The sequence below is a fragment of the Janthinobacterium sp. GW456P genome (assembly GCF_002127655.1).
Taxonomy (GTDB): domain Bacteria; phylum Pseudomonadota; class Gammaproteobacteria; order Burkholderiales; family Burkholderiaceae_D; genus Janthinobacterium.
In genome coordinates, this window is sequence record NZ_NEHB01000016.1 from 65,943 (window position 1) to 87,206 (window position 21,264).

General features: G+C 62.8%; 27 protein-coding genes and 2 pseudogenes. 2 read left to right on the forward strand and 27 right to left on the reverse strand.

Annotation, left to right across the window (positions count from 1 at the left end; translation table 11 throughout):
* Positions 1 to 4: 4 nt before the first annotated feature.
* From CBW66_RS16555 to CBW66_RS16625, 16 genes are all read right to left on the reverse strand, one after another.
* The gene (locus tag CBW66_RS16555) at positions 5 to 1,273 is read right to left on the reverse strand and encodes a phage late control D family protein (protein WP_086138174.1); all 1,269 of its coding nucleotides are present in this window, start codon (positions 1,271 to 1,273) and stop codon (positions 5 to 7) included.
* Positions 1,270 to 1,878 carry a phage tail protein gene (locus CBW66_RS16560; RefSeq protein ID WP_086138175.1) on the reverse strand — a complete coding sequence of 203 codons (609 nt, stop codon included), beginning with the start codon at positions 1,876 to 1,878 and terminating at the stop codon, positions 1,270 to 1,272. Before CBW66_RS16560 ends, CBW66_RS16555 begins: the two co-directional genes overlap by 4 nt.
* Positions 1,879 to 1,890: 12 nt before the next feature.
* Complete coding sequence (locus CBW66_RS16565; RefSeq protein ID WP_086142900.1) at positions 1,891 to 4,758, reverse strand: hypothetical protein; 2,868 nt, start codon at positions 4,756 to 4,758, stop codon at positions 1,891 to 1,893.
* On the reverse strand, positions 4,759 to 4,872 hold the full coding sequence (locus CBW66_RS28540; protein WP_086138177.1) for a GpE family phage tail protein: 114 nt from the start codon (positions 4,870 to 4,872) through the stop codon (positions 4,759 to 4,761).
* Positions 4,873 to 4,880: 8 nt separating this feature from the next.
* Complete coding sequence (locus CBW66_RS16570) at positions 4,881 to 5,192, reverse strand: phage tail assembly protein (RefSeq protein WP_139843056.1); 312 nt, start codon at positions 5,190 to 5,192, stop codon at positions 4,881 to 4,883.
* Positions 5,137 to 5,445 carry a phage tail assembly protein gene (locus tag CBW66_RS16575; RefSeq protein WP_086148640.1) on the reverse strand — a complete coding sequence of 103 codons (309 nt, stop codon included), beginning with the start codon at positions 5,443 to 5,445 and terminating at the stop codon, positions 5,137 to 5,139. Before CBW66_RS16575 ends, CBW66_RS16570 begins: the two co-directional genes overlap by 56 nt.
* A gap of 39 nt (positions 5,446 to 5,484) precedes the next feature.
* Positions 5,485 to 5,994: a phage major tail tube protein gene (locus CBW66_RS16580; protein ID WP_086138179.1), complete on the reverse strand. Its 510-nt coding sequence runs from the start codon at positions 5,992 to 5,994 to the stop codon at positions 5,485 to 5,487.
* Between the two features lie 60 nt (positions 5,995 to 6,054).
* Positions 6,055 to 7,230 carry a phage tail sheath protein gene (locus tag CBW66_RS16585; protein ID WP_086138180.1) on the reverse strand — a complete coding sequence of 392 codons (1,176 nt, stop codon included), beginning with the start codon at positions 7,228 to 7,230 and terminating at the stop codon, positions 6,055 to 6,057.
* 5 nt (positions 7,231 to 7,235) lie between these two features.
* The gene (locus tag CBW66_RS16590; protein WP_086138181.1) at positions 7,236 to 7,469 is read right to left on the reverse strand and encodes a hypothetical protein; all 234 of its coding nucleotides are present in this window, start codon (positions 7,467 to 7,469) and stop codon (positions 7,236 to 7,238) included.
* A 128-nt stretch (positions 7,470 to 7,597) separates the two neighbouring features.
* On the reverse strand, positions 7,598 to 9,127 hold the full coding sequence (locus CBW66_RS29445; RefSeq protein WP_086138182.1) for a phage tail protein: 1,530 nt from the start codon (positions 9,125 to 9,127) through the stop codon (positions 7,598 to 7,600).
* Complete coding sequence (locus CBW66_RS16600) at positions 9,124 to 9,744, reverse strand: phage tail protein I (RefSeq protein WP_170932980.1); 621 nt, start codon at positions 9,742 to 9,744, stop codon at positions 9,124 to 9,126. The genes CBW66_RS29445 and CBW66_RS16600 overlap by 4 nt, the downstream gene beginning before the upstream one ends.
* The gene (locus CBW66_RS16605) at positions 9,737 to 10,648 is read right to left on the reverse strand and encodes a baseplate J/gp47 family protein (protein WP_086138183.1); all 912 of its coding nucleotides are present in this window, start codon (positions 10,646 to 10,648) and stop codon (positions 9,737 to 9,739) included. The genes CBW66_RS16600 and CBW66_RS16605 overlap by 8 nt, the downstream gene beginning before the upstream one ends.
* The gene (locus CBW66_RS16610; protein WP_086138184.1) at positions 10,645 to 10,986 is read right to left on the reverse strand and encodes a GPW/gp25 family protein; all 342 of its coding nucleotides are present in this window, start codon (positions 10,984 to 10,986) and stop codon (positions 10,645 to 10,647) included. The genes CBW66_RS16605 and CBW66_RS16610 overlap by 4 nt, the downstream gene beginning before the upstream one ends.
* Positions 10,983 to 11,654, reverse strand: coding sequence for a phage baseplate assembly protein V (locus CBW66_RS16615; RefSeq protein WP_230492010.1), 672 nt, complete (start codon positions 11,652 to 11,654; stop codon positions 10,983 to 10,985). The genes CBW66_RS16610 and CBW66_RS16615 overlap by 4 nt, the downstream gene beginning before the upstream one ends.
* A 208-nt stretch (positions 11,655 to 11,862) precedes the next feature.
* Positions 11,863 to 12,183 (reverse strand): hypothetical protein, encoded by a 321-nt coding sequence (locus CBW66_RS16620; protein ID WP_086138186.1) that lies wholly within the window; start codon positions 12,181 to 12,183, stop codon positions 11,863 to 11,865.
* 172 nt (positions 12,184 to 12,355) lie between these two features.
* On the reverse strand, positions 12,356 to 12,760 hold the full coding sequence (locus tag CBW66_RS16625) for a hypothetical protein (protein WP_086138187.1): 405 nt from the start codon (positions 12,758 to 12,760) through the stop codon (positions 12,356 to 12,358).
* On the opposite strand from CBW66_RS16625, the gene CBW66_RS16630 reads away from it, so the two are divergent.
* Positions 12,761 to 13,096: a hypothetical protein gene (locus tag CBW66_RS16630; RefSeq protein WP_086138188.1), complete on the forward strand. Its 336-nt coding sequence runs from the start codon at positions 12,761 to 12,763 to the stop codon at positions 13,094 to 13,096.
* A 270-nt stretch (positions 13,097 to 13,366) separates the two neighbouring features.
* Here CBW66_RS16630 and CBW66_RS16635 read toward each other — a convergent pair whose 3' ends face one another.
* The 11 genes and pseudogenes from CBW66_RS16635 to CBW66_RS16680 form a co-directional block, all read right to left on the reverse strand.
* A complete protein-coding gene (locus CBW66_RS16635; RefSeq protein WP_086138189.1) occupies positions 13,367 to 13,834 on the reverse strand; it encodes a phage virion morphogenesis protein in 468 nt (155 codons plus the stop codon).
* Complete coding sequence (locus CBW66_RS16640) at positions 13,831 to 14,319, reverse strand: phage tail protein (RefSeq protein WP_086138190.1); 489 nt, start codon at positions 14,317 to 14,319, stop codon at positions 13,831 to 13,833. The genes CBW66_RS16635 and CBW66_RS16640 overlap by 4 nt, the downstream gene beginning before the upstream one ends.
* Positions 14,303 to 14,824 (reverse strand): lysis system i-spanin subunit Rz, encoded by a 522-nt coding sequence (locus CBW66_RS28545; protein ID WP_139841651.1) that lies wholly within the window; start codon positions 14,822 to 14,824, stop codon positions 14,303 to 14,305. The genes CBW66_RS16640 and CBW66_RS28545 overlap by 17 nt, the downstream gene beginning before the upstream one ends.
* Entirely contained in the window at positions 14,824 to 15,384 is a 561-nt protein-coding gene (locus CBW66_RS16650; RefSeq protein ID WP_086138192.1) for a glycoside hydrolase family 108 protein, read from the reverse strand. The genes CBW66_RS28545 and CBW66_RS16650 overlap by 1 nt, the downstream gene beginning before the upstream one ends.
* Entirely contained in the window at positions 15,384 to 15,755 is a 372-nt protein-coding gene (locus tag CBW66_RS16655; RefSeq protein ID WP_086138193.1) for a hypothetical protein, read from the reverse strand. Before CBW66_RS16655 ends, CBW66_RS16650 begins: the two co-directional genes overlap by 1 nt.
* Before the next feature lie 46 nt (positions 15,756 to 15,801).
* Positions 15,802 to 16,011: a tail protein X gene (locus CBW66_RS16660; protein ID WP_086138194.1), complete on the reverse strand. Its 210-nt coding sequence runs from the start codon at positions 16,009 to 16,011 to the stop codon at positions 15,802 to 15,804.
* Complete coding sequence (locus tag CBW66_RS16665) at positions 16,011 to 16,517, reverse strand: head completion/stabilization protein (RefSeq protein ID WP_086138195.1); 507 nt, start codon at positions 16,515 to 16,517, stop codon at positions 16,011 to 16,013. Before CBW66_RS16665 ends, CBW66_RS16660 begins: the two co-directional genes overlap by 1 nt.
* Before the next feature lie 103 nt (positions 16,518 to 16,620).
* Complete coding sequence (gpM, locus tag CBW66_RS16670; RefSeq protein WP_086138196.1) at positions 16,621 to 17,337, reverse strand: phage terminase small subunit; 717 nt, start codon at positions 17,335 to 17,337, stop codon at positions 16,621 to 16,623.
* A gap of 3 nt (positions 17,338 to 17,340) precedes the next feature.
* Positions 17,341 to 17,970 (reverse strand): annotated as a pseudogene (locus CBW66_RS29450) (phage major capsid protein, P2 family); the annotation flags it as partial.
* Positions 17,971 to 18,002: 32 nt separating this feature from the next.
* Positions 18,003 to 18,476, reverse strand: a pseudogene (locus CBW66_RS29800) (P2 family phage major capsid protein); the annotation flags it as partial.
* 48 nt (positions 18,477 to 18,524) lie between these two features.
* On the reverse strand, positions 18,525 to 19,316 hold the full coding sequence (locus CBW66_RS16680; RefSeq protein WP_086138197.1) for a GPO family capsid scaffolding protein: 792 nt from the start codon (positions 19,314 to 19,316) through the stop codon (positions 18,525 to 18,527).
* Between the two features lie 135 nt (positions 19,317 to 19,451).
* Here CBW66_RS16680 and CBW66_RS16685 point away from each other — a divergent pair, with 135 nt between their 5' ends.
* A complete protein-coding gene (locus CBW66_RS16685) occupies positions 19,452 to 21,263 on the forward strand; it encodes a terminase ATPase subunit family protein (RefSeq protein ID WP_086138264.1) in 1,812 nt (603 codons plus the stop codon).
* The last annotated feature ends 1 nt before the right edge of the window (position 21,264 follow it).

A 21,264-nucleotide genomic window follows, 5' to 3' on the forward strand; every position in this document is an offset into this window, starting at 1 on the left:
TTCGTCACGCCTGCGCTTTGGAAGCCGTTTCCGCCGGCTTCCATGGCTCCTCGCTGTTCTCCCGAATGATCTCGCGCACTTCCTTGATGCGCTCCCACGCCAATTTCGCCGCCCGCTTGGCGCCGTGCTTGCTCTTGTAAAGATGCTCCAGCGTCTTGAGCGTGCCCGTTGCACCGGCCTGTTCCTGCCCCGTCTTTTTCTTCTTCGCCGCCACGTCCTTCCATTTGGCCACCACGCCCGTGACGCCTTCGTCCGGGTCTTTCTCATCCTCGCGCTCGGCCTCGACCGCTTCCGTTTTCGTTTCAAACTCCACCCGCGTGGTAAAGCCGCTGCCGCCCAGGCTGTGCGTGACCTTGACCGATAGCCATTCGGTGGCGTCGATCTCGGGCTTGAATCCCTTCACGGTGACGGGCGATTGCGGGAACACGGCCGGGTTGCCCAGGGCCAGGCTCATTTCAAAGGTGGCCAGGCCGCGCAGGATGCGCTGCCATTCGGCGACGGCCGCCGCGCGCGCGTTCGCCTCGCTGGCAAAGGTGGTGCGCAGGCGTTTGCTGTTGCCGGGCACGCCGGCCACGACGCTGCGGCGGCGCGCGTAGCGCTCGTCATGCCAGAAGGCGCGCACGCCCGTGTAGGCGTCGCTTTCGGCGCTGTGGTAGCGGTGGCCGTCGCCCAGGGCGCGCGTGATGGGGATGACGGGCAGCGCCTTGCCGCTGGCCGTGCGGCTGTCGTTGATGGGAATGAACAGCAGCTTGTCATTCTTGACGGTGGCCACCGCGTCGTATTTCCTGCCCAGGCGGCGCAGGAAGGCCGCATCGCTTTCATGGGTCTGGTCGATGTGCTCGATGGCGGTATCGCGCAGGCGCGCCGACACGCCTGACGCCAGCTCATTGCGGAAGGCAATCGCCTCGATGATGGCGCCCAGGGTAGTCTTGTGAAAGCTGTGCTCCTGCTGCTGTTTGAAGGTGTCGATCAGGTTGGCCGACCTGGCGCGCAGGGTGATGGTGTCGGGCGCGCCGCTGTGCTCCACCTCGTCCACGGTGAACTTGCCCATGTCCACCAGGCCGGACGCTTGCCAGCCCAGCGCCAGTTCGATCTGCGCGCCGCGCGGCGGCAGGGCCAGCTTGCCGTCGCTGTCGTCCAGCGCAATGTCGAGCTGGTCGCTCTCGTCGCCGCGGCACAGCGTCAACGTCAGATTGATGAGGCGCGGCGAGACGATGGCGGTGATGTCCTTGTCCTCGATGGTGACGCGGAAGGCGGGGATATGCTCGCTCATTTGAACTTGTCCGCCGCGCTGCCGATGGCGCCGCTGATGCCGGCGCCGATCTTGTCTTTCATGTCGCTGACGACGCCACCGTATTTCGACGTGATGCCGCCGACCACATTGCCGACGACGCTGCCCACGGCGTTCTTCGCCGCGCCGGCCACGCTGCTGGTGATGCCGTCGATGCTGAGCATGTTTTTCAGGTCGCCGATGTCGCCCAGGCCAAGCATGGCCAGCACGCCGTCGTCGTCGCGTTTCAGAGCAATCGAAAATTCCACGCGCCTGGCGCCGCCGCTGCCGTCCAAGATGGTGCGCCCCTCCGTCATGCTGGTGATGCGGTAGGAGCCGAGAATACGGCCCGTACCCTGGATCAGTATCCACGATTTACCCGTGTCGGCCATCATGCGCAGCGCATCGAGCGAATACAGGGAGCCGGTCAGTTCCGGCGCCACCCAGCCCGATAGGGTAATCGTGTCGTCGCCTGGCCCCACGTACTGGTGCGCGTCGCGCAGGCCCACGCGCGCCGTGCCGGCGTGCTTCCATTCCGTTTGCCGCTGTAGCTCGTGATAGGCGAGGGTCGGCAGGCTGAAAACGAACATGCCTAAAATCATCATCATGGTGTGGTTCCTTTAATCGTGGTCGCGCAGGGAAGAGCGGATGCGTGCAGCCTTTTCTCGGTCGCGCTGTTCCATGGCCGCATACACGGCGCGGGCAATGGCCTGGGGATCGGAACCGGCTTGCGCCTGGATCGTGATTTCGATCTTGTCGCCCTGGATCGTCATGCCGGCGCCGAACCCGCCCTGGGACAGCGGCGCGCGTGTATCGAAGGCGCTGGCCGGCAATGCCGTGGCCGTGCCGATGGCGATGCCGGCGCCCAGTTGCGTCAGGCGCTGCGCCAGGCCCGATACCTTGGCAATCGGCGCGCCTTCGCTGCGGTCCAGGCCCACGGCCAGGCCCTGCATGGTGTAGTCTCCCAGCTCGGCAAACACGCGGCTCGGGCTGTGGATGCCCAGCTTTTCCTTGAACCAGGCAATGGTGCTGGAACCAGCATTGCTGATGGCGTCCTTGACGGCGCCCATGGAACCCGTGATGCCGTTGACCAGGCCGCGCAGGATGTTGGCGCCGAACTCGGTGAACTGCGCCGGCAGCTTGATGCCGAACCAGCTCATGACGCCCGCGAATGCCTGATAGAACACGCCGACGGGCGACCAGTTGATAATCAGGGCCGTAATGTTGCCCATGCCTCCGGCGCAGACCGTACGCAGGCGCGACCAGATATCGGCGAAGAAGGCTGCGATAGGTTCCCAGGATGCGGTAATGCGCTGCAGGATGCCGGCGCCAAACTCGCTGAATTTGGCCGGCAGGGCAATGCCGAACCAGCCCAGCACACCCGCGAAGGCGCGATAGAACAGGCCCAGCGGCGACCAGTTGGCAATCAGGGTGCTGACGCCGCCAATGCCTCCGGCAAAGGCCGTCTTGACGTGCGACCAGATGCCGCTGAAAAACGCCTTGATCGGCTCCCAATATTTATAGATCAGGTAGGCGGCGCCGGCGATCGCCGTCACGGCCAGGCCAATCGGATTGAGCATAAAGGCGCGGCCCAGCCACAGCACGGCGCGGCCCGTCCACATGAAGGCGCCGCCCAGGCCGCGCAGAATGGGTGTGAGCACGCCGCCCGTCACGCCCATTTTGGCGAACATGACGTGCAGCATGGCGTACGGGCCGATCATGGCGGCAATGCCCAGCATCAGCGGGCCGAGCACCAGCAGCAGGCCGGCCAGCACGGCAAAGGCCGTAATCATCACCTTGGCCACGGTGGGATTGCGCTCCATAAAACCGTTCAGGCGCGCGAACGCCGCAATCGCCATTTCAAGCGCTTGCGTGTACATGGGAAGAATTTTTTCTCCCATGACCAGCTTCAGGTCGGAAAGCTTGGCATGGGCTTCGTGTTCTGCACCAGCGCCTACCGCGCGCGCGCGGTCGTGTAACTTGTCCATGCCTTCGGTGTTTTGATTGAGGCGCTCACTCTTTCGCATTTGCAAGCGCTGGCCAACCACGCGCATCAAGAAGGCAGCACCGTTGCTATTGGAAATGAGGGTGCCGATTTTGCTGTTAATTGCATCTTCGTCTGTAATTCCTTTCGCAGCCAGCTTAGGCAGGAAAACTTTTTCTACCCAGTCCAATGGACTTTTTTGGAACAGTTCGCCTTCCAGCAGCGCGCCAGCCTGAATGTATTTAATTTGCCCCACCTTGTCGTACTTGATGTGCGTGCCATTCAACAGGCCAAGAGCTTGCATTTCCCTGGCCGAGCGTTGGGTGGTGCGTCCCTGGACAATGTTGTTGTACAGCGAGCGGAAGCCGACACCGGCTGTCGATCCTCCCAACTCCTGCAACATGGGTTCCATCTGATTGAAAAACGCGTTGTCGGTCAAACCTTTACCCGCCACGCCGCTACGAATCGTGAATTGACGCCATTCTTCGCCACTTACTCGCCCGCCTGTTGCAGCAATGATTTTTTGAATGCGATCAGCATCCTTCTTGAATGCCTCGACTGATCCAGCATTGCCGCGTAACTCAATGACCTTTTGCATAGCAAACAACTGCGCATTGCGTTCCCCAGCGGAATCTGGATAGAGGGTATCGTTGATGAACTTCATTTTTGCCAAGCTGGGCAAAGCCATTTCAGCATGGTGCCCGTCTGCAAAGATGGAAATTGAATCTCGGATCATTTCCGTCTTTTCCAGCTGGCTAACGCCATACGTCTTGAGTTCCTTCGCAAACGCAATCGCGTGTTCTTTTTCCTTGGCCGTGCGCGTACCCAGCGCGCGGATACGCGCCGTTTCGATTTCGTAGTGCTTGGCTTCGTGCAAGCCCTTGACGACGGGCGCGGCCGCCACAGCGCCGGCTGCTGTCGCACCAGCGCCGGCCATGGCAATGCTGCCCGCCTTGCTGCGCAGCTTGTCGGCGTGCTGGGTGGCGTTGGCGACGCGCTGCTGCTTGGCTGCTGACGCGGCCAGGCGCTTTTGTTGCGAGGCCAATTCAACGTTCGTCAACTGGATGCTGTTTTTAAGCCACTCCTGGGCCTTGCCCAGTTGGCGCGTGTCGATGCCGGCCTCCTTCAGGCTGGCGCGCAGGGCGCGGAATTGCTGGCTTTGCTCTCGACCTTTCAGGGTTAAGTCCTGCGTGACCTTGGTCGCGGCTTTCAATTCGCGCGTCATGGCACGCGTGGGCGCCTCGGTCTGCTTCATTTTCGCAGCAAGGTCGTTGAGTTTGTCCTGCGCTTCTTTCAGCTTGGCACGCGTGGCATTGATCCCGCTATGCAATTCCCGGAATTTCCCCAGGTTTCTCTGCTGGATGTTCAGCTCGCGCAAGCGGTCGCTGGTCGCTTTCAAGGCCTTGGCCGTGTCGCTGGAACCGCCCATGATTTTTTTCAGCGGGCCGGTAATCTTGTCCAGTGCCGCAAATACCACCTGTAATTTCAGATCCCGACCAGCCATCTATTCCGCTCCGCTTCGTTGCCGGGCGCGTTCGCGCCAGGCCATCAGTTCATTTATCGTAAAGTCGTCCATCGCTGCCGGCGTCCAGTGAAAGACGCCGGCAATGTCGGCCATCGCGTCTTCTACTTCGCCGGGGATACCGAAAGGCGATCGGCTTTGCTCGCCAAAAAACCGGCAACCTCGGCGCCCACGGCCAGCAAGTCCGCCGGGTCCATGTTGGCCACGTCGTGCGCGGTCAGGGTCGGTTCAGTGATGCGCGGCAGCAAGATCTGCAGGGCCGACACGTTCAGGTTGGCCAGCTCGATCAGGGAAATGCCGCGCAGGGCGCCCGCNCCGTCGTCCAGTGAAAGACGCCGGCAATGTCGGCCATTGCGTCTTCTACTTCGCCGGGGATACCGAAAGGCGATCGGCTTTGCTCGCCAAAAAACCGGCAACCTCGGCGCCCACGGCCAGCAAGTCCGCCGGGTCCATGTTGGCCACGTCGTGCGCGGTCAGGGTCGGTTCAGTGATGCGCGGCAGCACGATCTGCAGGGCCGACACGTTCAGGTTGGCCAGCTCGATCAGGGACACGCCGCGCAGGGCGCCCGCCTTGGGTTTACGCACGGTCAGCGCGGTGATGAAGCTGTCGCCGCGCTTGATCGGCTCGTCCAGTTCGATGACGGCGCTGTTTTGGATATCGGTATGCATGGTGTGGTCCTTGTAGTGTGGTGGTCAGTAAAAAAGGGATTACAGGCCGATGGCCTTGCGGATGGCGGCATTGCCGTCGCCGCCGCCGAAGTTCTCGGTGCCGCTCATGAAGTCCAGTTCGATGACGGTGGCGCCGTCGATCAGCAGCTTGTAATAGCTGCAGGGCATGGTGTATTTGTGGGTGGTGTCGTCGCCCATCTTGGCGCCACCCATATCGATTTCCTTGTAACGGCCGCGCACGACGATTTCGACGGCGGCCACGCTGCCCTCGTCGTCCTCCTGGTAGGCGCCGGCAAAGCGCAGTTGTACCGCGCCGTGCGAGTGGGCGCCATACTGTTTCAGGGCTTCGGCGATCAGGCCGCCGGCGCTCCATTCCAGCGACAGCGCCTCGTTGCCGAAGTCCACGGACACGGGGCCGCTCATGCCGCCGGCGCGGTACTCTTCCATCTTGCGGCTCAGTTTCGGCAAGGTGACTTCCGGCACCATGCCCAGGAAGGACACGCCGTTCTGGAACAGGTTGAAATTTTTCAGTTTGCGGGGCAGGCCCATAGCGTTCTCCGTTGTTCAGTTGCGCCCGCGCGGGCGCGGGCAGGGTGGTGCTGATGATGGTTAGGCGGCGATGCGCGAGGCGAAGTCAGCCAGGTAGCGGTCGGTGATGCGCTGCTGGAAGCGCAGGTTTTCCAGCGGCGGCACGGGCGTGTAGTCGTAGTCGATGGCCAGCTTGCCCGCCTTCAAGGTGTCCTTGTCGTTGTACTGCTCGTCATACCAGGCATGGCCGTCAATGATGTAGCCCTGGCGCTTGAGGTCGCGGAACTTGGCGTTGATGCTTTCCAGCATGTCGCGCACCAGGGATGGATGCAAGGGCAGGTCGACAAAGGCGAAATGCGCTTCGGCGATGGTGTCGGCCAGCACCTGGGCCGTGCGCGTATAGTTCTCGAAATAGAAGAAGCCGCCCGGCGCCTCGCAGGTGCGCGAACCCCAGAAGCGGTAGCCGCCCATGTTAATCAGGGTGGTGACTTCCTTGGCGTTGAGCACGCCGGCATCGGTGGCAGGGTCTTGCAGGTCGAAAAACACGTCCTGCGTCAAGCCGGTCGGGCCATTGACGACCACGTTCGACAGCGTTTTGTGCCAGCCTGTTTCCTCGTCGATCTTGGCGCGCAGGCCCATGGCGTAGGCCACGGCGGAAATACTCGCCTCCTCGTCGATGGCGGTATCCCAGTTCACAAAATCCGGCCAGATGATCATGACCTCGCGCTGGCCGAACTGGCCGCGATAGGTAGTGGCGGCCACCACGTTGCTGCAGCCATACGCGGAAGCGTAGACAAACGCGCGCAACTGCTGCGCCACGCTGGCCAGGGCATTGGTGACGGCCTTGGTGTCCAGGCCCGGCGCTCCCAGGATGCGCGGCTTCACGCCGAGCTTGCTTTGCGCGGCCAGCAGTGCTTTGGCGCCCAGGTACTTGCCATCGGGCGACACGCCGCCCACCACGTTGCTGGTGGTGTCCGCTTCCGTCTCGCCTTCGGCCACGCGCACCACGATGGTCAGGGGTTTTGTTTGCGCGGCAATCGCCTCCAGCGCGCGGTAGAGGGTGCCCGTCTTGCCGGCCTTGCCCATGGCGGCCAGCACGTTGGTGACGAGCACGGGCGTATCCAGTGGAAAAGCGATAGGGTCGGCATCGTCGGCCGTGGCGATCAGGCCCAGCACGGCCGTGGACACGGTGCGGATGGGGCGCGAACCCTCGTTGATTTCAATGACGCGCACGCCATGGTGGTAGTCGGTGGCCATTCTTGCTACTCCTGTTCAATTGGGTAATCGGTGGATGGGGTGCGCGGGTCAGGCGCGGAAAGTACCGGGGGCAAAGCTGCTGGAACGGCGATCCATACGTCATCGATCAGGCGCCAGTCGCCGGGCACCAGGTTGAAGCTCAGGGGTTCGGCCCGCGATAGGTCGCCCACTTCGTTGGCATTGACAAAGCCCCAGGCCTTGAGGACGTGCGTGACGGGGTCACGAAAAGAATTTTTCACTTAGCAATCTCCATTGGGAACGATATAGCCCATGACGGCGATATAGGCGCCACCCTTAGCTCCGGCCGTGATGGCGTAGTTGAAGCGCCTGNGACGTGCGTGACGGGGTCACGAAAAGAATTTTTCACTTAGCAATCTCCATTGGGAACGATATAGCCCATGACGGCGATATAGGCGCCACCCTTAGCTCCGGCCGTGATGGCGTAGTTGAAGCGCCTGGCGCTGTCGAGGGGAATCTCGACAGTCCCTGCGCCTTGCATGTAGGTGTCGGGAGTGGCGATGGAAAATTGCACTGGCGCGAACTGCATGCCCAAGACGACGATGGATAGCAAAAACATCGCTGTTGATGAGCTAGATAGCTGTAGCTCGCAGTGCAGGATTGCCCTTGTCGCGTTCGCCGGGACGTACTGGGAGCAGTCAACCGGCGCGGGTGGCGAGGTCACGGCGCCGCCGCTCAGCACGCGCGTTGCGCTGGAGTCGTTGGCGTAAAAGACCTTGGCGCCACGCGCAAGCATGGGCGTGATGACGTTGGCCCCCTGGTAGCGGATGGTGGTGGCATAGGCGAAGAAGGAGAACCCGGCCGGCAGCGTCGGGGCGTCTGCCGATGCGCTCCACAGCAGGGCGGTCACGCCCGTTGCGGGATTGAAGATGAAGTGCAGGTGTACCGACGAGGTGCCGGCAATGACGGCCGCCTGATCCCGGCCGTTCGCGCCTACCACGGACACGTCCGCCGTCAAGGCGCCGGTGGCATATTTCGTGATGGTCTGTCCGGTGGTCGGGTTGCGCATCGTGACGGCGAGCGCGGACACGGTGAATTTGTTCGCCGGCGAAGCGACGCTGTTCGCGCCCACCAGTCCCTGCACGCCGGCACGGCCCTGCGTTGCCTCGACCAGGGCGCGAGCGGTCACGATGCGCGCGGAATTGTCGCCGTGGGGGATCGTCGGCGCGCGCGGCGTGCCGGTGAGGTCGGGTGAGTCGAGCGGAGCTTTCAACGCCAACGCATTGGCAATCGTGGTGGCGAAATGCGGATCGCGTCCCAGCGCCTCGGCCAGTTCGGCCAGCGTGTTCAAGGTATCAGGCGAACTATCGACCAGGGCGGCAATCGCCGCCGCGATCTTGGCTTCGCCGTCGATCTTGCTCAAGTACTGCGGGTGCGGGTTAGTCTTCGCCTCATGCGCCATGACAGCCTCGGCGGCTTTGTCGTCGGCATACTTGCGCGTGGCCAGCACCACGGACGGATCAATTTTCAGCTCGATGGCGGCCGTGCTGGCGACGATCAGCACCACGCGCACCACTTGCGTGCGGCCGCTGCCCTCGACCATCAAGGGCTTGTAGCTGGGCGGGCAGTTGGCCACGGCGCACAGGTCGCCCGCCTCGTCGTAGATGCCGATTTCTCGCAGCCACCAGCCGCCCACGTCCTCGGGCAATACCTGCTCGACGATGATCTGGCTGGCGTTGGCCGGGTCGATGGCCAACTGGTTCAGGTCGGCGCGGCGCACTTCATGCACCAGCGCCTTTTGCAAGCGGTCCGGGATCGGCAGGACGCCGTTGCCGTCGCCCACGCCCATTTTTTTCAATTTCAGGGTTTGGCCAAGGGCGATGGCATTGGCCAGTTTGGCCTCGCCTACCTGCGTCAGAATGGCAAAGTATGTGCTCATGGATAGATGGTCATGGTGTCAATGGTATGGGGTGCGCCGCCTTGTAATAAGGTGCCGCGCACTTCGATTTCTTCGGCGATCCACGGATAAACCGTCATCGCATCGCCGTGATAGGCGGCCAGGCCGATCTGCACCTGGCCACGGGTTTCCAGATACAGCGCCAGGCCCGTCAGGTGTCGGCTGACGGGTTTGGCGTCGGCAATCAGGCGTTCCATTTCCTGAAACATGGCGTCCGTGATGCCCGAGTCCAGCACGCCGACGTCGAGGCGAAAGGTGCCCGGCACGCCTGGCGGCGCGGTCTGCCACCATTCGGTGATGCGGATCAAATAGCCCAGGGACTCGACCACGCGGCGCACGGCGGCAATCGTGCCCTTGTGCTTGTGGATGAAGTAGGACGCCTTGATGGTGCCGCGCTTGATCGATTCGGGCCAGGCGTCGTCCCAGCGGTCGACGGAACAGGCCCAGGCCAGAAACGGCAGCAGGGCGACCGGGCAGCGGTCGGCGCTCCACAGCTCGCGCAGCGGCACGGGCACGTTGACCAGCTCGGCGCAGGCCACGGCAATGGCGCGCTCCAGCGCCGTGCTGTTGGACGGCAGGGTCGGCACGGTCTTATTCATCGAGCACGACCACATTCAAATAGATTGCGGTGCAGCGCGCGGCCTGGGTGGCGTCCAGTTCGATGTCCGCCGCCGGGCTGCTCAAGACGACCTTGCGCACGCCTTCGACGTGGACGGCGGCGCTGCAGGCGGAGCGATAGATGCTGTGCCCCAGCGGGCGGCGCGGCTGGGATACGCGCACGGCGTTGGCGCGCGCGGCGTCCAGCAGGATCGGCACTTCCGGGCCGACGCCGATAAACAAGGTGGCCTCGATCTGGTAATCGATGACCTGGGCCGCCTGCACCGTGAGGCGGTCGCCCAGGGGGCGCACCTCTTCCGCATTGAGCGCGCGCGCCACGGTGGACAAGAGTTCGGCGTCGGCGATACCGGTGTCGTTGTTGGCCAGCACCGTGACGGTAACGCTGGCCGGCGCGGGGCTGGTGGCGCTTGCGTCCTTGACCTTGCCGTCGCTGCTGCGGGCGTGAAATTCATACGATGCCTTCGGGCCGGCCACGGACAGGCCGTCCGGCGCTTCCTGGATGCGCAGGCGGTAGGCGTCATCGTCTTCCGTGACAGCGGCCACGGGCGGCAGGGCGTTCGGATTGGCGGGCGTGATGACCAGGCGCGCCACGTTGACGTTGGCGCCCAGTTGATCGAGGTCGCCATTGAGGGAAAACGCCAGCATGACGGCGCGGGCCGCCTCGTTGACGCGGTTGCGCAGGATGGTTTCCTGATACGCGTTCTCTTCCAGCAGCTTGGTGGCCGGCTCCGATTCCAGCTCCAACAGGGCCGTGACGGCCGCGCGATCGGCTTCCGGCAGCAGACTCACTAGGTGGGCCTTGCGCGTGGCGAGGATGGCTTCGAAGTCCAGCACTTCCACCACGCTGGGCGCCGGCAATTGCGTCAGGTCGATAGGCGTGCTCATGCGGCGCCTCCTTTGACGGGCACGGCCAGGGTGATGCCCTGGCCATTCGCCGTGCCATCGAGTAGCACGGTGATGGCGCCGTCCGTGTCGCGCGTGAGCTGCACGCTGGCAAGCTGCAAACGCGGCTCCCAGTGGCGCAGGGCGAAGGCGGTGGCGGCATAGATGCGCAACTGCGTGGCGCTGTTCAAGGGCTGGTCGATCAGCTCGGGCACCTCGGAACCATAGCGGCGGCGCCGGATACGCGAGCCGATAGGTGTCGTGAGTATGTCGGTGACCGACTGGCGCAGATGGCCCAGGCCCGTGAGGCTGCGCCCGGTGGCGGCGTGCATGCCCATCATGGCAGCGGCCCGTTCGACTGGTCGCCGCCGGCCTTGACGCCGCCGTGCGTATGCTTGGCCAGGCTGATGGCGCCGGCCAGCACGTCGTCGCTGGCCTTGATGGTTCCTTGCACGGCCATGGCCACGCCGCCAGCGGCGCCGGCCTTGGCGTTCACGCCGCCGTTCAGGGCGGTGGCACCCTGCACGGTGGTGCTTTGCATGACGATCAGGTTTTTCATGACGGTCAAATCGCCCGTGCAGATGGTGCTGGGGGCGTTCGACGTCACTTTGTCGGCGGTAATGCTGGCCGTGCCGCCGGGCAGCACGGCGGTTAAGGCGTGGGCAGCATGGTCGTACTGCACCACAGCGCCGTCCGGGTAATGGGTGGTGTGGATGCTGTCGCTGGTTTCGGGCGCGTCAAATTCCTGCGAGTACAGCGCGGGCAGGATGACGCCGCGTGTCAGATCGCCGCCCGGGGAAAAGACGATGACTTGTTCGCCGATGGTCGGCGCTGACCAGGTGCGCGTGCTGCCTGCGCGTCGTGTGGCCCATTTCAGCCATTCGGTGGTGAGTGTCGGCCCAAGCCGCACGCGCGCCTTGGCCCCTTTGACCTCGGCAATGGTGCCCAGGCGGATCAGGTTTTGCAGCAAGCGGAGGAGGTCGGACAGGTCGGCATTCATGCATTGCATGTTGCCGAAGTCCGCGTGCGGATGCACGCGGGGGCGGGTTGATATGGGGCTTATCGACTATGACGGCTCATTTGGCATAAACTCATATTTTCCAAGCAAGGGCGATTTTGAGGGGGGCCGCTTTCGCCCCGAAGCGATTATTAAATATAGTAACCCCAGTGGGCTATCAGCTTTGACCGGGAGTCGTCGAGTTCCCCGAACCGTTACATCAGCGAGTAGGTTTAACACTCACCACGTCTTTGGCAAGCTCGACATCGTGCCGGGCCATCTCAATTATATTTTTTGCAAAGGCATCAAAAAAAGGGGATTTTTCGTAATGGCGCGGATCTGCCATCACTGCCTGGAATAGGCCGATTCTTGCAGGCCGACAATACAAGTCGACATCTGTGTGCTTACTGAGAATCCGACCGACGAGGCATTGCCTGTAGGTCCATCCCGCAGCTTCCACCTTAGCTGCCTCGGCCGCGTTGTCGATACTGGCGCAGGCAGTGAATAGAAAGGTAGGAAGGCACAGGAGTGTTAGTTTCATAAATATCTCAAACTTTCAGCTCAAATTGTTTTGATGGTTTGCACTGCTGCCTCTGACCGCTTGCCACTGTTGGCAGGTTCCGCCCCTAATCGGACCGGGAGGGATACCGAACGATCATTTGCCGTACGGATCGGCTTGCGCATCAGCAAAAGATGTCACCTTGACGGAGGGTTCATGGTGCATCATGGAAATAGCTGAAGCCAAGGAAGAGAACCGCAACAGTGCAAACTAGGCGCAGTACGAAGACGAGCGGTGGGCCGGCGGCGACTAACGATAGCCAGCTCTCGCCCCGCCGCCAAGTGCCGAGGAGCATGCCCCATACAAACGAGAAGCCAAAGAAAGCGATGGCGATTACTCCCAGAGTTGGAAGCCAGGGTAAAACAAAGAAAGACCAAATCGTAATCACGATGAGTCCGAGATTGCTAACGAATGTGATTGGAATTGAAAGCGCAACGAACACGTTGGATGCGCTGGATATCACGGTATCCTCCACGCGACCAACACCCGCTTTATCCAAGGTAGATTGCATGACGCCTGTTACGATTGCGAGTGCCAAGATGAAGTGAAGTGCGTTCATATGCACCTTAAGGTTTTAAAATTTTTCATTTTAAGGGGCGGCATCGAGAAGTTCCGCTTCTGGCCGAATTCAGTCATTGACTATGGCTATGCAGGTACAATCGAACGGGACATCTTTGCTAAACTCATCATCCCAGAATACGTCACACTTTCCAGACCACTTAAGTTCGAGGTGGCCTCCAGATTGAGTGCTAAACGTCACGATGCACGACCTGACATCATGATGCCCAAACACAAACATGTAACCACCTTCGGGATGGGGATATCCCTCATCGTTCGTGGCAATCCAGGACGTCCGTTTTACTCCTGGACCTGCATCCTCAAAAACACTAGCTAATAGCCCCTGATGATAAAGGTTAGGCGCCCAGCGCTCGCCATCATATTCTTCGTCTTCCGTCTCGACTTCAATTTCCCAGAGGTCCGCTCTGCGAGAAATTATGGCTCGCTTTACATTGAAACATCTAGGGCCCAAGATAAGCGTGCCGACATTTGAACTCATTTAACTGTTCCTCAAATATACTCGCTGCTCCCGGCCGGTTGCGGACGGTATCATGCAACTCTAACTCATTTGATAACTAATGTCAGTTGAAGTTTGCATTGAAGCATCTTAGTTTTTCTCCATATGATGCAGCAGCGATTCGCGTATTAACGTGCGATCCGGTTCACTCAAGCCGAGCAGCGGGCGCGCCGGGTATTTGTACAGTGGCCCTTTTTTCGACAAGCGGTCTTGCCGGCCAAACTGATGCACATGCGCCACGCGCGCCACCCATCCAAAGAACCCGACCTCGATCTGGTCGCCTGTCGCCTTCACCTTCAGGTGTTTGGCGGTACGTATCTTGGCGAACATGGCCGCCTTCTGCCGCTTGATGCGTCCATTCTTCCCCTTGAATTCCTTGCGCCGCTTGCGCGCCGGATAGGCCGTGCCATCCGGCCCCTGCTGCGCCTTGATGCGCTGCGCCTGGCTGCGCCGCAGGTCGATGGCCACCTTGTGATTGATGGCGCGGCGCTGGGCCGGCGCCAGCTTTGCCAGCAGGGCGCCTGCCCAGGCTTCCAGCGCGTGCAGGTCGTCGCTCATGCGGCCGCCTGCGGTACTTGCCATTCGGCCAGCAGGGTGTCGCCGTCGTACAACGTCCAGAATTCGTCCGTGTAGCCGGGCGTGCCCTGCGGCTCGGCGGCGTGCTGGATGTCGTGGCGGCCGCTGTCGCCGCGCTTGACAATGACGCGCTCGGTCAAGTCCAGCTTGATGGAAATATCGACGGTTTCATGGTTATTGAAATCGACTTCAAAGCTGATGCCGCGCTTGCGCTGTTCCTCGTTGGCCATCAGTTCGGCCTGATGAACTTTCAGCCAGGCGATCATGGCCACCATGATGGCGTCCGCGTCGCCCGCGTAGTCGGTCACGATCAGGTTCAATGTAAAGCGGTATTCGAAGGAGAGGGAGGCGGTGGCGGTGGCCACCACGTTGCCTTCATCGACGAAGACGACGAGGCGGTCGGGATCGCGCTGCAGCTCGGGGATGGCGGTGGCCAGGTGCTGGCGCAGGCTATTCGGTTTGTACATGGTAAGTGTCCCTCACTAGATTGTAGGCGTCGATACAGGCGTTGAGCTGGCGGGTGGCGGCGTCGCCGTCGCCGGCGATGGCGTCAAGAGCTGCCGCAGCCGCACCGTCAAGTTCGGCACGCGCTTGCTGGCGATCGACGCCGGCAGCGGCGGAATCTGCGGGGTCGGCGCCAGTGCCGGGGCGGTAGCCGGCGACGGGGATTGACAGGCGGATAGCGCCGCTGCGCACGTCAGCCATAAAGCGGTCGCGGTCAGTTTGGGCATGGTGGTTGTCCTCGGTGAGTTGATCGGTGCGCGTGGCGAGCTGGCCGCCGGCCGCGCGTTCCAGCAGCAGCACGCGGCCGGTGGCTTGCACTAGCGCGGCGGCGGCCGTTGCCTCGGCGGTGGCTGCGGTGCGGCGCACGTCGGCCAGGACGGCGTCGTTGCGCCAGCCCTGCGTCGTCCACCCCAGCACGGCGCCCGCCAGCAGGCCCACGGCCAGCGCGCGCCAGGGCGGTGCCGCCATCACAGCGCCACCCGCGTGCGCAGCCAGCCGAACAGGAAGCGGCGCTGCGTCTTGTTCGCTTCCGTGATGTCCAGATAGCACGCCGCCTGCAGGCCGTTCAGGGCGCGCAGCATGACGGCGGCGCCTTCCTGGCCGCGCCAGGCGAGAAAGGCGGCCAGCGCGCTCAGCGACTGCTTGCCCAGGCTGCCATCGACGGTGAGCACGGGATAGCGCGCGCCCGTGTCGTTAAAACCGTTCAGCCAGCGCTGCAGGAATTCGGCGGCCACGCGCGGCCCCATGTTCACACCCGTGTCGATCAGCTCGGCGCCGATACCGGCGTGCATCGCAAGCACCTGGTCGAATTTCGGCCCCGTGATGTAGCGCGCCAGGTAGATAGCGCGCGCCAGCGCCACGGGCAGGTCGCGCATGGCGCCCTGGTAGCCGTTGGCGCGGGCCACGGCCACGGTGATGCCGAAGTTGGTTTCGCCGCCCTTGTCGTGCGGGTCGTTCACGTAGCCGCCTTCGGCGCGCAGCACGTCATCGATGGCGCGCGCGATCAGCGGGTTTTCCGTGGCGGCCATCAATGCTCCTTCGCGTCGTTGACCAGCTCGGCGATGTCCTTGTCGCTGCGGCGCTGGAACCACAGGGCCACGGCGCGCGATACCCACCAGCCGGGCGCGCCCACGATCAGGTCGACGGCGGAAGCGTTGACCATGGCGCCGATGGCCGGCAGTTGCGCGCACAGCAGCTGGTACGCGGTGCCGCCCAGCAGGCACGAGAACACGCCGGCGCAGGCCAGGCGGGCGACGAATTCGCCCTTGTTGAATGTGCCGTCGCTGTTCAAGGGGGGCAGCACGATGTACAGCATGGCGGCGCCGATCATGCCCAGCGCGGCCTTGAAGCCGTACAGTTTGACCAGGGCGGCGAAGCCACCAAACGATTCTGCGGACATAGCTTGTTTCTCCATGATGAGGATAAATTAAAAGTTGTTAAAGAAGTCAGTCCCATAGCTGCACAACGTCGGCCGTGGCGGCCACGCTGGCGACAGGTTCCGGCAGGGTGACGACCAGGCCGGCCGGCAGCACGGCGCCGTGGCGGGCCAGCGCCGGATTCATTTCCAGCGTCTGCTCGACATAGCCGGCGCCGTCGCCCAGGTAGCGCCACACCAGCGCGTCTACCGTGTCGTGCTGCTGCGTGCGCACCTGCATCAGATCAATTCCACCGTCAGGTGCGTGCGCCCGACCATATCGGCGATGGCCCATTGCGCATTCCTGCGCTGGGCGCCGGGCGCTTCGTCCAGCCATTCCATGCTTTTCTTGTCGCTGGCCGATGACGCCGTGGTGTCGTAGTCGCGGTAACGCTCGATCAAGTCGGCCTTGGCCGTGCTGTAGACGGCGCGCCGGTACTGCGCCAGCAAACGGCTTTCGCGGTTGATGCGGCTGGCGGGCACGTCCGCCAGCGCGGCGATGCCGGCGGCGGCATGCGTGCTTTGCCAGGCGGCCAGCTCGCGGTTCACATGCAAAATCGCATCGACCACGGCTTGCACCAGGCGCGCGTCGGTGACGGTGCCGTCCAGGCGCATGGCGTCGCGCATTTCTGCCAAGGTGATATCGGGGAACCAGCCATCGTTTTCCACGATGCCGGGCGTGGGGCTGGGTGCCGGCGGCGTGCTGGCGGCACCTGGTGCGCGGGGAGGAAGGGCGATAAAGGACATGGTGTCTGCGGTGGAAGTGAAAGGGGAGGCGGTGGACGGGGTTCATCAGGCAGATAAAATCGCCAGAATCCCCCCGTGCCGCCTGTGCGCCGGGGGCTGCTCTTTAGCTGGAATCGGCCGCGCGCTTGATGCGCCGTTCCAGCCGTTCCATATCTTTCTTGACGCCGACGGACTCGGACAAGGCCCGCGCGCGCTGCAACTGCGCCATGGCCACGCCAGCTTGTTCCAGCAGGGCCGGGGCGATGTCCGTCGCGTCCTGCTGGTCCAGCACGGCCACCATGGCCAGGCCGATGGCCTTGTGCAGCTTGGCGCGCGCCTGGTCGGGCGCGTCGCTGGCGGCCGTCATGGCTTCGACGGCGCCCAGCACGGCCACGGCATGCTGCGGGTCGTCGCCCAGCTTGCCCTGCAGGTAGGCGGCGGCAAACTCGTCCAGCATCATGGTGGGAATGTCGCGGCTGTAAGTTTCCGGCAGGGTGAAGCGGTGTTCCATGCAGTAGGCGGCGATGACCAGGGCGCGGTCATACTCGCCCGTGTCGATGTGCCACACGAGCAGGGTGGCCACCACGTCGTCCTGCGCGCCCTTGCCGCCGGCCAGCACGCCGTCGATCCATTGCGCATAGGTCGCCAGCATGGTGGCCTTGACCTCGATCTTGCGCTCCACCGACTGGATGGATTTCAGGCGGCGCCGGTCGTCGGACAGTTTATAAAGCATCAGCTCGTAGGCGCTGCCGGTGGTCACGCCCTGCGGCTCGGCGGCGCCGGCCGTGCGCTCGGCCAGCATGCGCGCGCGGTGGCGCAGGGCAGGGGACAGATTGCCCATGGCTTAGGCTTTCAGCTCGATGTGCTCGACCAGCGCTGCCAGGCCCAGGTCTTCGATCACATACGCATCGTTGGACGACTCGTAGTTCTCGATGCGGTCGCGCGAAGGCTTGTCCTCGACGCGGCGGCGGCGCGCGCCGTCCTGGAAGTAAATCGACAGATTGTCGAAGCGGGTAATCAGGATGGCGTTGTCCGGGAAGTAGGGCACGCGCACTGCCGGCAGGCCACCGATGCGTTTCTGGCTGATGATGATGTCGGCCGCCAGGGTTTCCGTGGGCGCCTGCTTGGTGTTCACCAGCGGGAAGTATTTATCGCTCAACAGCTTGCGGCCGACGATGGCGACCAGGCCCGTGTCTTCCTGATACCACGGGTCCAGCAGGTTGACGGCATCGACCACGGCCGCGTCCAGATTGGCATAGTCATCATCCGCGCCAGTGCCGATGATGACCTTGCCCGGCAGGCCGGCGCCGGCCAGGCCCAGCACGCGCTCGGGCGCCTGTTCGCGCAAGTGCTGCAGCCAGCCCTTGTTGACGTCCTGCAGCAGCGGATTGGCGGCCAGGTCGGTGGTGGCCATGACCTTGACGCCATTGAAACCGATGACGATGCGGTCGAGCGCCTGGCGCGCAAGTGCTGCAGCCAGCCCTTGTTGACGTCCTGCAGCAGCGGATTGGCGGCCAGGTCGGTGGTGGCCATGACCTTGACGCCATTGAAACCGATGACGATGCGGTCGAGCGCCTGGCGGGTCACGATGGCATTGGCCACGCGCGCTTGGAAGTCGGCGAACTTGGCCCAAGCGTCCAGCTTGGCATACGTCAGGTGCGTGTCGAAGTTGGTCTGCTCGCAGCGGTATTTGGTGCTGTCCATGGTGGACAGGTCGCGCGTTTCGCGTTCCTTGGCCTTGGTGTCGGTGCGGCCGGCAATCGGGCCGGACACGCCCAGGCCCAGCTTTTCGCCTTCCTGTTCGCCCACGCCGATGACGTTGATTTTCGACAGGAACTCGCTCGATTCCTGCATTTTCGTTTCCAGCTTCTGCTGCACGCTGGGCGCTACGCTGAAGGTCTTGGCGACGCTATCCGTGTCGTTCAACTGGCCCAGGCGGGTTTCATACTGGCTGTAGACCTGGCGGGTGTGCTTTTTCATCTATGTTTGCTCCGTGATTGATATGAGGATGGGTAAGGGCGCGGGCGCTTAAAACTCGGTCTGCACGGCGCCGTCGTTGCCGGTGGCGGACGGGCGGCGCGGCGCGTTGCCGGGCGCCGCGTCCATCTGCGCCTTGAAAGCATCGAGGTCGGCCTGCGTGACGGTCAAGGCCGTTTCCGCTTTGTCCAGGCGTGCCAGGGCGCTGGCGTAGTTGTCATTGACCGTGACGACGTGGCCGGCCAGGGTTTCCACCGCTTCGCTGATGTCGGCGAATTGCGCTGCGTCGGTGCCGGATTTATTGGAGAAGCGCGACAGGAGGTTTTTGACGGCATCGGCCAGCTTGATGCCTTGCGGCTCATCGAATGCCAGCTCGACTTCGACGGCAGTGCTAAACAGGTTGGTGCTGTGCTGCTTGCGGTTGGCCGAGAATTTCAGGGCATCGGTGCCCAGGCTGGCCGGGCTGTCGGTGACGCCCAGGCCGACCAGATACGGCTGCGCGGTGTCGGCGAAGTCAGGCTGAATTTCCAGGCTGGTGTACAGCTTCTGTTTCGCCTTGTTGATGGCGACCAGTTCCGGCGTGGGCTCGATCTGCGCGAACAGGGCCAGTTTCTTCCCGTTGTCCGTGTCCACTTCCTCGGCTTTCACCGCGATCACGTCGCCGTAGGCTTTGAATTGGCTGTCGGGCAGGATGCCCCGGATGTGTTCCAGCCAGATGCGCGCGCCATAGGTTTTCGGGTTGTAGGTGGCGGCAAGCTGCTCGATAGTGGCGCGGTCGATGTTGCGGCCGTCCGTGGTAGCGCCTTCGGTGGCGACGCGGAAGAATTGGGATTTGGTTGCCATGGTGTCTGTCTCGGTTGATCGGATAACGCCATGGTCAACGTCTTGGCCCGGCGATTCAATGCGGGGCGGGTTGCTATGGGCCATAGCGACTTTTGCCTTTCCCCGTTCCGCGCGCGCGCGGCCTACGCTGGCGGCATGCTGACAATCGAGAAAACAAGCGAACAAACGGCGGACGAAAAAATCGCCGAACTGGCCGTGCCCGAATCCGAGCCGCGCCGTGCCGCGCGCGCCCTGTACTGGAAGGGCTGGCGCATTTCGTCCATCGCCCGCCACCTGGGGATCAAGCGCAGCACGATCAATAGCTGGAAGGCGCGCGACGAGTGGGACAAGGCGCAGGCCATCGAGCACGTGGAAGCGGCGGCTGAGCTGCGCCTGGTCAAATTGATCGAAAAAGAGGTCAAGAGCGGCAGCGATTACAAGGAAATCGATCTGCTGATGCGCGCCATCGTGCAGGCGGCGCGCGTGCGCCGCTACGAGCAGCCGGGCGGCAACGAGGTCGATCTCAACCCTAAGCTGGCGAACCGCAACGCGGGGCCGAAGAAGAAACCGACGCGCAACGACTTCAGCGACGAACAGCGCATTCAATTGCTCGACGCCTTTCAGGATTCGCTGTTCGACTATCAAAAGGTCTGGTATCGCAACGGCGACCAGCGCACGCGCGCCATCCTCAAGAGCCGCCAGATTGGCGCCACCTGGTACTTTGCCCGCGAGGCGCTGGCCGACGCCATGGCCACGGGCCGCAATCAAATCTTCCTGTCCGCCTCCAAGAGCCAGGCGCACGTCTTCAAGCAATACATCGTGCAATTCGCGCGCGAGGCGGCCGGCATCGACCTGACGGGAGATCCCATCGTGCTGCCGAATGGCGCCCACCTGTATTTCCTGGGCACCAATGCACGCACGGCGCAGGGTTACCACGGTAATTTCTACTTCGATGAATTCTTTTGGACGCAGAATTTCCAGGAGTTGAACAAGGTGGCCTCGGGCATGGCCATTCACAAGAAATGGCGCAAGACCTACTTTTCAACGCCATCCTCGACCACGCACCAGGCCTATCCGTTCTGGACCGGCGAGCTGTTCAACAAGCGCCGCGCCAAGGCCGAGCAGTTCAACATCGACGTGAGCCACCAGCGCCTGGCGTCCGGTTACACGGGCGAAGACAAGATATGGCGCCAGATCGTCACGATCCTGGACGCCGAGCGCGGCGGCTGCAACCTGTTCGACATTGACGAGCTGCGCAACTTCGAATACAGCCCCGACCAGTTCGAAAACCTGTTGATGTGCAATTTCATCGACGATTCGGACAGCGTTTTCCCCTTGAACGAGCTGCAGCGCTGCATGGTCGATTCCTGGGTCGAATGGGACGATTACAAGCCACTGCTGGGCCTGCGCCCCTTCGGCAACCGCGCCGTGTGGATCGGCTACGACCCGGCCTTGAACGGCGACAGCGCCGGCTGCGTGGTGTTGGCGCCGCCCATGACGGCCGGCGGCAAGTTCCGCGTGCTGGAACGCCACCAGTGGCGCGGGCAGAGCTTCGAGGATCACGCCGAAGCCATCCGCCAGATGACGCAGCGCTACAACGTCGAATACATCGGCATCGACACGACCGGCATGGGCATCGGCGTGCTGCCCATCGTGCGCGGCTTCTTCCCGGCCGTCACGGCGCTGAACTATTCGCCGGAAGTCAAGACGCGCATGGTCTTGAAGGCCAAAAACATCATCAGCAAGGGCCGGCTGGAATTTGACGCCGGCTGGATCGACATCGCGCAATCGTTCATGGCGATCCGCAAAACCCTCACGCCCAGCGGGCGCCACGTCACCTATGTGGCCGGGCGCAGCGACGAAACCGGCCACGCCGACCTGGCCTGGGCCTGCATGCACGCGCTCGACCACGAACCCTTCGAAGGCAGTACCGACAACCACCAATCCATCATGGAGATTTATTCTTGAA